Annotated in this window: 9 protein-coding genes; 7 read left to right on the top strand and 2 right to left on the bottom strand. The window is 46.2% G+C overall.

Going from position 1 to position 9,359, the window contains the following annotated elements:
• Positions 1–160: 160 nt before the first annotated feature.
• The 4 genes from WG89_RS32755 to WG89_RS23630 all read left to right on the top strand — a co-directional run bounded on the left by WG89_RS32755 (position 161) and on the right by WG89_RS23630 (position 3,388).
• Positions 161–286 (top strand): hypothetical protein, encoded by a 126-nt coding sequence (locus tag WG89_RS32755; RefSeq protein ID WP_281177669.1) that lies wholly within the window; start codon positions 161–163, stop codon positions 284–286.
• Positions 287–319: 33 nt separating this feature from the next.
• A complete protein-coding gene (locus WG89_RS23635) occupies positions 320–1,774 on the top strand; it encodes an OTU domain-containing protein (protein ID WP_062270166.1) in 1,455 nt (484 codons plus the stop codon).
• 26 nt (positions 1,775–1,800) lie between these two features.
• Positions 1,801–1,965, top strand: a complete 165-nt coding sequence (locus WG89_RS29650) for a DDE-type integrase/transposase/recombinase (protein ID WP_079254010.1) — start codon at positions 1,801–1,803, stop codon at positions 1,963–1,965.
• Between the two features lie 1,039 nt (positions 1,966–3,004).
• Positions 3,005–3,388 carry a reverse transcriptase family protein gene (locus WG89_RS23630; RefSeq protein ID WP_153301789.1) on the top strand — a complete coding sequence of 128 codons (384 nt, stop codon included), beginning with the start codon at positions 3,005–3,007 and terminating at the stop codon, positions 3,386–3,388.
• 175 nt (positions 3,389–3,563) lie between these two features.
• Here WG89_RS23630 and WG89_RS23625 read toward each other — a convergent pair whose 3' ends face one another.
• The gene (locus WG89_RS23625) at positions 3,564–4,052 is read right to left on the bottom strand and encodes an Hcp family type VI secretion system effector (protein ID WP_062270164.1); all 489 of its coding nucleotides are present in this window, start codon (positions 4,050–4,052) and stop codon (positions 3,564–3,566) included.
• An 832-nt stretch (positions 4,053–4,884) separates the two neighbouring features.
• On the opposite strand from WG89_RS23625, the gene WG89_RS23615 reads away from it, so the two are divergent.
• On the top strand, positions 4,885–5,097 hold the full coding sequence (locus WG89_RS23615; RefSeq protein WP_062270162.1) for a hypothetical protein: 213 nt from the start codon (positions 4,885–4,887) through the stop codon (positions 5,095–5,097).
• 73 nt (positions 5,098–5,170) lie between these two features.
• Here the strand turns inward: WG89_RS23615 and WG89_RS23610 are convergent, their stop codons facing one another.
• Entirely contained in the window at positions 5,171–5,875 is a 705-nt protein-coding gene (locus WG89_RS23610) for a transposase (protein WP_062270161.1), read from the bottom strand.
• Positions 5,876–6,337: 462 nt separating this feature from the next.
• On the opposite strand from WG89_RS23610, the gene WG89_RS23605 reads away from it, so the two are divergent.
• Both WG89_RS23605 and WG89_RS23600 read left to right on the top strand, forming a co-directional pair.
• Positions 6,338–7,291 (top strand): glycerophosphodiester phosphodiesterase, encoded by a 954-nt coding sequence (locus WG89_RS23605; protein ID WP_062270160.1) that lies wholly within the window; start codon positions 6,338–6,340, stop codon positions 7,289–7,291.
• Positions 7,292–7,395: 104 nt separating this feature from the next.
• On the top strand, positions 7,396–9,348 hold the full coding sequence (locus tag WG89_RS23600; RefSeq protein ID WP_062270159.1) for a 7TMR-DISM family protein: 1,953 nt from the start codon (positions 7,396–7,398) through the stop codon (positions 9,346–9,348).
• Positions 9,349–9,359: the final 11 nt, after the last annotated feature.

Raw genomic sequence — 9,359 nt, 5'->3', positions numbered from 1 at the left:
CTATATGATATTGGCAATGCCAAATGACATGCGTTAACTTTTCAAATCTACTCATGTTACTTCCTATCTCTAGTAGTTGTGGGGACAACTCAGAGATAAGGAGTAGCATGGGTAGTTCATGGCAGGCGAAGCCAACCATTCATGACCACGTCCATAGGACGTGGGTTTTCACGATGCACTAAAGGACAAAGCGGAAGCCATGACCGATAATGAAGCGGCCAGAAAGCTGCAACAAGCCAGAGAAATCCTGTTTCAATTAGTTCATGAGCGACAAGCCGAGGGTTAGGTAGTAGTACCTGCCTTCAGGCTCATTTCAGGATTGGAAAATACTCTGTATGGCGTCATAAATACGAATATTCAATTAACAAGCACACTGACTCCCATATTAAGCAAGGCATTAAAGTATCAGAATGAAGCGGTTGAATCCCTGTTGAACGACAGACATTACAAATGGACAAATTTTGATGCCGACACCCTCGATATCGAGATTGATTTTATCCAAGGTTCCATTGACTACCTTGAATTGATACAAGCTTCACTCCAAGACACTCATAGTATGCTAAACAAAATACTCTCTATACGGCAACAGTGGTGGGGCAGGCGAAAAGCCAACGAATCTTTTTTTGAAAAATCTCAAATATTTCAGTGCTCTATGAGGGGGGCAGGGTCAGGCAGTTTCCCTGTTCATGCCTCAGTCAAAGAATCCAGCCGATTGAGAAAAAAAGAGGCTGCCCAGGTTAGGCAACCGCCACAAAAAAGGAAAACGAAAGATTCTGGTGTATCGTTCAGAGAACTTTTAACCCAATTAAACGACTCAAAAGAAAAGGTCTTTGAAACTGGCTCGCAACTGGCCTTGCTCAATAGAGCCCAAGGCATTTTACGCAATCAGGCGAACAAGCATAAGGCACGCTCCCAATTTGCCGTTCAGAAAAAGGCCGATAACGATCCTGACGGCTGGCAGCTGGTCGGAAAAAAGAAACCCCCACCGAGAAAGCGTCGCTATAAACATTCTTCAGCAAAGCCAACAACCAGCCGGGACTATAACCCACTCCCCCCAGCATTACAGGATCATTATCAATTTCATGAGATAAGGGGCGATGGAAACTGCATGTACTCCGCCTTGGCACAAGGGCTGAGTTTGACAACCGATACACGCATGACCCCTGAGAATCTACGTATAGCTTTGCATAACATCCTTGCGCAAGTTGTGGCACAGATTGCACAGCAACCGAATGATGGTCAGGAGCAATTACTCCGAGAGCTTAACAGCATCACGGGCTGGTCTATAGAACAGATTAAACAAATGCTGGCAGATAATATTGTGGCAAGACCCTCTCAGCAAGCAACGACAAGTGCAGAGTATCTGGCAAGCTATGGGGAAACTGGCTTGATTCCATTGATGTCCTTAATCAGTCATGCACCAATCGGTGTTGTCACATATCATTCATCCACTGCTAACTGGGGAGATGTTGAGCGATACGACCTGAGCGCCTGGCAAAATCATGCTCCAAACCTGTATACACTGTTAAACTCCAATAACGCTTTCCATTCCATTCCTCCAGCAGAGGTGGAACCTGTCATTCCATTCATCCTACTCCACTCGACCGAGGGAAGTCACTTCAACCTGGCAGCCTATCAGCCACCCCCTTCCCCAATGTGTCCAGGAGACTCCTATGGGCTTCTTGACGAGAGTCAAAAGCCTGAAGCACTGACTTCTAATATGTTTATGATGCTCCTGTCCACTATATTATTGGCGACCAGTGCATGTAAATAAACCGATAGCAGGAGGGATTTATCCCAATGTTCAACCTGCTGGAGTTCCATTCAGATAACGGATCCGAGTTTATTAACCACAACGTGGCGGAGCTACTGAACAAGTTGAACATCCAGTTGAGCAAGTCTCGCTCCCGTCATAGCAACGATAACGCCCTGGTAGAAAGCAAGAATGAAAGCCATGACCGATAAAGTGAGTCGGGCTGAGTCGGGGACATCCACAAATTAAATCGAACAATAATGCCATTACACCCCAGTACTGGCACTCGCTCAATATTCTCTCCCGCACCGTGACCAGACCGAAAACCTGAAAAGAATTGAAGCGTTCTACAACCAGATCAAGCTCAAGCTGGGCCAGATCATTGCCAGCGAGAAAGCCGAAGCCCTGACCATTGACCCCAGAAAGATCAATACCGAACAGTTCCAGGAAGCCTGGGAAATCACCCAGATTATCTGGGACGACAAACAATGTAGACACTATTGAGGATTCGTCTGAAATGTTTTCCAGATTTACACAAGGATCTCGTTCACCCCGAGCTAGTCAAAAGGTGGTGGTATTGGGATTCGACAGGACCTACCCGAACGAGATGGGAAGACTTGAACAAGGACGTTATTTCAGGGAGTATCTAAAGACTAAAAGCGCGCAGGGCTAAACAGCCCTGCGCGCTTCTGATTCGTGCGCCGAGTATGGCGCGTAGCGCCATCAGGCGCTGTTCCAGTACGCATGGTGGCGGCTGGATGACTTGGTGGTGAAAGTCCACTATCAGCCCGACAAGGGGAATGATTAGCCGAACGGCAAGGGTGTCCATCGCGAGGTGGAATCTGAAGAAAGTCGAAGGCAAAACACTGACCTGACGTACAGAAATCGCATAGGAGGCGGTCGCAGTGGGTAAGAAGGCGAATATCTTCAAAGCCCGATACTTGTACGGAAACTGCGGTCGTAGATGCGGCGGGTATAAGTGGGAAGGTCACGCGCATTACCTCGGGAGGTCTGTCGCTCTGCCAAAGGCTACCAGTGTCGTGAGACATTGGGATGGGGCGACAGAAGTCAGCCGAAGCCATAGTAGGTTTGTTACCGCAAGCTGAAGGGCTGAACATGTGAAATGGATTGGGAGCCGAACTCTCGATGACGACAGGAGCAGCAGTAAAGTCTGGTGAGACACAGACACTCTGTGCAAAGGGGCGCGGACGGTATCCGTGTGAGTATGTGACAGAGGCAGCAAACGTCACGGTGGGAACGGAGCACTTCCATGAGGAGTCGCCAGATTTACTGGCAGCGGTATTAGACCGATCAAATTTGAAGCGAGCCTACGACCGAGTTCTGCGCAATAAAGGTGTGGCGGGCGTGGATGGAATGACGGTGGACGATCTAAAAGCTCACCTGAGATCACATTGGCTCAAACACAGGGAAGCGATACTCAACGGTTGCTATGAACCACAACCTGTACGCAAGGTAGAAATACCCAAGTCGGGCGGTGGCAAGCGGCAGCTAGGTATTCCAACGGTGCTGGACTCGATCACGGAATACCTTGAGAGCGTACTGAAGCTGAAAGTCAATCGCGACAAGAGCGATGTTGGACGGCCTTGGGAAAGAGTGTTCCAAGAAACTGTTTGATCGAATAGGTTTGATATCGCTGGTTGATTATAATCAGCGGCTCAAGTGTTTAACGTGAACCGCCGTGATACGGAACCGTACGTCCGGTGGTGTGAGAGGACGGCGGGAGCAATCCCGCCTCCTACTCGATCTGAGACACCTCCTGAGGAGGTGAATGCCCAAATGGCAGCAGGAATTATAAAGGCTCGGCAGTGGTCAGGTCGTAGCCCACCTTGAGGTTCTTCTTGTTCTTGTGATTCTTATCAGCGTGGCTCAGATCAGCAACGATTTTGGCAAAGCTAAGAGAAATGGTTTCAGTTGGAGCACCACCGGCTGAAGCGCCAATAGTGTATGAAGAAACCATGCACTCTTCGAGGGTGTAGCTGGCGTATTTCTGTACGGTATTTGCTCCAGTCTGAACGATGTCAATGACAACGGTCAGGCCTTCAGAACCTGTTACAGACTCCTTGAACAGACCACCGGAAGCAGCGTCAAGCAGTTTGGTTACAGAAACTTCACTCAGAGAAGGACGGCCCGCTTCACGGTTAGACATGGCGCCAGCTTCCATAGTGATGCTTCGGCCAACACCAAAGGAGAAAGAATCTACTTCAATCCAGTCTTCGTAACCTTTAGCAGTAACGTTACCTGCTGGTTTCTTGCTGTTGAAGTTCATGTAGATAGCCATTGATGAAATCCTCTTTCATTTTAGTTTTTAAATGCCCCGTAGGCATCTGGCTGTAAACGAAGCCAACAAAGAATTCCTCTGGATTTTCGCTAAACCGCTGAGGGCTCCGTTGTCGTCTGAGTGCATTAAAACAAATAGAAGTTCAGCTGCAAAGTCAAAAATTCAATTTTAAATTCCACTCTGACACTATTTAATTTTTTTCATTCACCCCTGAAAAACAGGCCTGTTACTCAATCCCTGCAGGAATAATGCTGTCTGTCCAGTTATTGGTCTCCTTGAGACATTTCCTCCCTTATTGACTCTGACACCAATTTTTTTGCTTTTTGCGTATTCTGGATTCACCCGACACTCTGTATTAATTTTGTTCACAACTCAGCTGCTCAAGATATTGTGTTGTTACCTGGGCCAGCTCCCCTACAATCAAGTAATCGAGAAAGGGGGATCTAACTATGGCCATAGAATACAAGCGGCCAACGGCATATCTGGAAAAGATGCACTCGATGCCTTTTCCAAAGCCTGCAAATTTCTTAAAAAGTCCAAACTCGCCAAAGAAATTATCAGCGACCTGAGAGGTCACAATAAGATTATTACTATCAAGGTAGGTCCCGGACTGGTTGATAAATATCGGCACCCTACTCAGCCTATACAGGCTCAGCTTTTGTTGGAACCGTAGAATGGGATCCCGGCTATGCTTTGAATGTGGTGGATAAAGTAAAATCCAGACCTCAACAATCTTGGGTACCTAACAAAAAAGAGTAAGCCTTTCTGGGCATGCTGTGGAACTCGAGCTCCCATTGACCACTATGGAACCATCCCCCCTGAGGTTTCCCTGATGCATGAGCTGGGACATGTTCTGCAGCACCTTTCCAATCCAGACGAGTTCAGGGGCTTATTCAGAAAGCCAGACGGCATGGAAAATGTACTGGGTAAAATGGAGGTAGAGGACATAAACACAGCTGCTGTTGAACAGCCTGTCATCCTGGAGTTGAGAGAAGCCGGTGTAAACATGGGCATCCGCTGGGATTATGACCACACAGCCGATTAGTAGACTCTGTTGAGTAACGTATTAGTCAGCTTTTAATGAAGAGCTCTTTTATCAAGAGCTCTCTTCTTCTACCTCAACTTTCTACCTCAACTTTCATCTTCCTGGGTCTGCCTCTCTTCAAAGGCCTGACTCGGTGATTTGCAATCTCTTCAATCTTTTCCTTAAAGGCATCGCCACCCAAAACCTGACCCATATTCACGGTTTCAGCAACATAATTCAGTAATCTTCGGTCAAATCGATACCGAAATGACTCATTGTAAGCGTTGCACCGCTCTTCCCTGTTATCACCCAATTGAAGAAACAGTCGATGGTCCTGAATAAGGTTACACACTTCGTTACCACAATGATGGTGATAACTTGACCAGCGGTACTCCCCCAGCTCATCTACAAGACCAAGATGCAAAGGCCTCAATTCCAGATATCGATAACAGGTCAGCAGAAAGTTTTCAGAATCAATCAGGCTGGACTTGAATCGTCCTTCCCAAAGTGTCCCCGAGCGTTTGTATCGATGATTAATGTACTGAACATAACGTCTTCCAAGAGACTGCATCATAGATGAAACCCCCTTGTCTATTCTGGGAGTTGCAATGATCTGAATAGCATTGGGTAACAGCACATAAGCATGAACCTGAACCTGATACTGATCAGAAGCAGCCCTCAGACTTTTCAGGTAGAACTCATAATCTTCATCATCAAAAAAACAGGGTAATCGGTTGTGTCCCTTCTGGACAATATGCTGGGGAATGCCAACAAGATTAATACGTGCTTGTCTCGGCATAAGTTAAAATCCTTTCTTACGGCATAGTGAGGCCAGATAGATCTGCACCCAAAAGTTCCTTTATTAACAAAAGTCCCTGAATCACTGGTTATTGTTATTAACCAGCTTTTACTAGCCTGAAATCAACCCTTCAGCTTTACTGTCACGATTGTTACAGCCGGGCTTGCTATTTAGTTTCTATGTTATTGTTTTCGATCATATGCCTCTAACAAAGACAGGTTATCCAATGTCTTCTTATTTTGTGCATTCATTTACAATCATCAGGCATATGACGATATCTGCTCATGATAATAAGCAAAATATCCATCCCTACGCAACGCCAAGACAAATGTATCTGAATATTTTTCTAGTGCTCCATGCTCACAAAAAATTCAGTGACCAGATTCTCAATTCTCCACATCAGCCAAGAAAATTCATTTTATTACGGTTAGTATCCCGCCTTTCGATTTACGGAATGCGATTGTGAACGGATTCTTCGCCCCCTCATCTACTCCCAGGGTACTTGGCCACCGGGGAGCTCCAACCCACTTTCAGGAAAACACCCTGGCTGGCTTCAGAAAAGCCAAAGACCTGGGCGCTCAAGGCATTGAACTTGATGTATTCATGACCCGCGATGAGAAGGTTGTCGTTTTCCATGATGAAGAGACGGAACGTCTTACGGGTGAGAAGAACCGTATCACTGATATGACCTGGGATGAAGTTTCCAGGCTTAGCATTCAGAAATCGATTGATCGGGGTGACGGTACCCATGTGAAGTACTCAGGCGAGCATAAAATTCCATTATTGGAAGAGGTTATCTGGGAATTGCCTGACGACTTTCTCATTAACATAGAAATGAAAGCCTATACCCTTGACTGGAGTCGGCGACATACCGGTACTCATGTTGCCGAGATCATCAAGAATACCGGGGCACATAACAGAGTCATTGTCACTTCTTTTGATTTTTTCATGCTCGAGTACCTGGAGAGGAACTGCCCTGAAATCCATAGCGGTTTCGCCTATGACGGCAGTATGTTAGGTGGTTTGGGAGAGTGGCTGAATCGTTTTGACTTTCAGCAGGACTCCGAGGCACAGAGGACAGTTTCAGACAATTTGCTCAACATGCTATTAAGAGGCAATACAGTAGGCCAGTTCATTCAATCTACTGTCGTTGATGCCCAACACACTCTCCTTGATTCAGAGACCGTGACAGCTTTTCATAACCGCAATATGCTGGTGGGAGCCTATACATTATTCCCTGAAGACAGGCGTTACTCTGACTTCAGGTCGCAAAACTCCGATGAAGAAGCCTTACGAGTGGCCAGTGCCGGAGTGGACTGGATTGAATGTGATGACATAGCAAGATTACTGGAAATTCTCAGCCATGAGAGACATAATGATCACCTGCCGAACAATTATATAAATAATGTCGTATAGATTGACTTTACTCTGACCTCAGGAGTCATCGATTTATCACCCCACCTTCACTAAAGGTGGATGAGATCGACAAGCAGGATGGATACATTTTTACAGGCACAATAATGAGCGCAGTCAAGCCAGGGATCATCACATCACTTCTTCTCTGCTTAATTCTTTCACTGTTCATAGAAAGAGCAGCAGCCAGCGTTTCTCTGAAAGCCGTTGAAGCACAACGCAACCTGGAATTTGTTGACCTGACTCCCTATCTGGAATTGTTCAGAACCAAGGACAAAAACCTAGACATCCATACCCTGGTCGACAATCCATTAATACACTTCACACCTGTGACGGATCAGTATATTAACCTGGCTTACAGCAATGATCACATCTGGCTCAAATTTAATGTAAAAAACGATACCGAAAAAGCCGTTGATTTATTCGTAGAGTCCGGCTTTTCCCGTCTGGACTTTGTCTCTTTGCATTTCAAGAATGACCTGGGCAAATGGCAAACACTTTCAGGGGGTGATCGATACCCTTTTGCACAACGCCCTCTCGACACTCAGCAGTTACTCTTTCCCATCACTGTGCCTGCTAAATCAGAGCAAACCTATTACATTGACATTCAGAGTTCCAGCTCACTCCATATTCCTCTGTTTATCACCAGTGCGCAGACACTGATTGAGATTGCTGAACAAAGATATTGGGCGGACGGGCTGTTCTACGGAATTTGCCTGATGGCCTTCCTGGTAGGCATTTCTGCCACCCTGATCTTCAAACAGAGATTGTTTGTTTTTTATTTCTTACAAGTCATCACAGTGACTCTGGCGATTATGTCGCTGGATGGCAGTGGTTTCTCTTTATGGCCGAACGCTCTGGAGTTTCAGGAAATTTCGGTGGTGTTTTTCCAGTGCCTCGCCGGTATTTTCATTACCCTGTTTGCCCGCTCATACCTGCATCTGAAAAAAGCTTTTCCAAGAGCCGACCTGATCAATCGCATTTTCATAGGTTATGCCGTTCTTGTCCTGATTTCCGCACCATGGCTGCCATACGTGGCTGCTTCGTTCGCTATTATTGTCGCAGAATCCATCATGGTCGTATGGATACTTGTTCAAGCTATATCTCGCGCCTTCCAAAGGTATAAACCAGCCTATATCTTTATTGCTGCCTGGACTCTGTTTGTTTCTGTCATCCTGTTTGTAACCGTCGCCAATCTTGGCATATCGCACAACTATTCAAACTCGACCTACGGTTTGAAAATAGCTTTTGCCAACCAGTGCATCATTCTGATGATGGGCATGGCCTATCGCCTCCATCTCTACAATAAACAGCAGGAACGGATTCGCCAGGCTGCCCTGGTCGCCAGAACAGAAAACAAAGCCAAGAACGAACTGCTGGCTAAAGTCAGCCATGAGATCAGAACCCCTCTGAATGGTATTATGGGAGTCGTTGACCTGCTTTCAGAAACCGGGCTGAATAAATCCCAGTTAGAGCATATTGCCACTGTTCAGTATTCCGGAAACGCCCTGTTACAAATCCTTAATGATATTCTTGATCATTCTAAAATCAGCTCAGGCAAACTGCAGCTTGAATATATGGAATACTCTCCCAGAGAAGTTGTTATCAAGGTGGTCGATATTTTCACTCCCCTGGCCAGCCAGAAGAATCTTGAGTTCATCGACTTCTTTGACGAGAGAGTGCCTGATACAGCCTGGGGAGACCCCTCTAGATTGAGGCAGGTTTTAATTAACCTGATAAGCAATGCCATCAAATTCACCGCAGAAGGTACTGTTCAAATGCGCGTGAGATTAAATACAGACATCAATAACGCCCAGAATCAAACGCTCAGATTTGAAATCGAAGATAATGGACCAGGTATTGCCGAAGAACTGGAAAGCAAGCTCTTTGACTCGTTTACCCAAGGCAGTTCATCCGTATCCAGAGAGCATGGCGGCTCTGGACTAGGCCTGAGTATTTCGAGACAGCTCATCGAGCTTATGGGTGGAGAAATAGGTTTTAAAAACCTGAAAACAGGCAGCCTTTTCTGGTTCAGCTTGCCCGTTCAAAAACAGTCATAACCAGAAACATC

It is taken from the genome of Endozoicomonas arenosclerae (assembly GCF_001562015.1).
Taxonomy (GTDB): Bacteria; Pseudomonadota; Gammaproteobacteria; order Pseudomonadales; family Endozoicomonadaceae; genus Endozoicomonas_A; species Endozoicomonas_A arenosclerae.
This window is presented reverse-complemented; position numbering and strand designations above follow the sequence as displayed.

What these genes read in the sequence shown, in the direction of transcription:
- WG89_RS29650 (WP_079254010.1), top strand. Translation starts at nt 1,801, where the DNA reads ATGTTCAACCTGCTGGAGTTCCATTCAGATAACGGATCCGAGTTTATT.
- WG89_RS23625 (WP_062270164.1), bottom strand. Translation starts at nt 4,052, where the DNA reads ATGGCTATCTACATGAACTTCAACAGCAAGAAACCAGCAGGTAACGTT.
- WG89_RS23615 (WP_062270162.1), top strand. Translation starts at nt 4,885, where the DNA reads ATGCATGAGCTGGGACATGTTCTGCAGCACCTTTCCAATCCAGACGAG.
- WG89_RS23610 (WP_062270161.1), bottom strand. Translation starts at nt 5,875, where the DNA reads ATGCCGAGACAAGCACGTATTAATCTTGTTGGCATTCCCCAGCATATT.
- WG89_RS23600 (WP_062270159.1), top strand. Translation starts at nt 7,396, where the DNA reads ATGAGCGCAGTCAAGCCAGGGATCATCACATCACTTCTTCTCTGCTTA.